Below are 561 nucleotides of genomic sequence, written 5' to 3'. Positions count from 1 at the left end.
CTACGCGCTGGCGGATCTCTACGATCAAAATGGCACTTTGCTGGCGAAAAAAGGCCAACTGCTTAATAGCTTCGCGCTGCTGCGCGATGACGGCAGCACCGCGTCGTCTTGCTGGATCTATACCGGCAGCTGGACCGAGCAGGGTAACCAGATGGCGAATCGTGATAACGCCGATCCTTCGGGCCTGGGCAATACGCTGGGATGGGCCTGGGCGTGGCCGCTCAATCGTCGGGTGCTGTACAACCGCGCTTCGGCCGATATCAACGGCAAGCCCTGGGATGCGAAGCGGATGCTGATCCAGTGGAACGGCAGCAAGTGGGTCGGGAATGATATTCCGGACTTCAATACCGCGCCGCCAGGGAGCAACACCGGGCCGTTTATCATGCAGCAGGAGGGGCTGGGTCGCCTGTTTGCGCTCGATAAACTGGCGGAAGGGCCGTTCCCGGAGCACTACGAGCCGATGGAAACCCCGCTTGGCACTAACCCGCTGCACCCGAAGGTGGTCTCCAGCCCGGTGGTGCGGTGAAAGGCAAACAGACTGCCATCGGCGGCCAGATGCAG

Annotated in this window: 1 protein-coding gene; it reads left to right on the top strand. The window is 61.3% G+C overall.

Annotation, left to right across the window (positions count from 1 at the left end; translation table 11 throughout):
* The coding region (locus MKP05_RS21515; RefSeq protein ID WP_240570166.1) for a molybdopterin-binding domain-containing protein at window positions 1-526 on the top strand (526 nt) is incomplete at its 5' end.
* Window positions 527-561 lie beyond the last annotated feature (35 nt).

The sequence above is a fragment of the Halomonas flagellata genome (assembly GCF_022487945.1).
In the GTDB taxonomy this organism is placed as follows: Bacteria; Pseudomonadota; Gammaproteobacteria; order Pseudomonadales; family Halomonadaceae; genus Halomonas; species Halomonas flagellata.
Note: the sequence above shows the minus strand (reverse complement) of the source record. Positions and strands in the feature narration are given on the sequence as shown.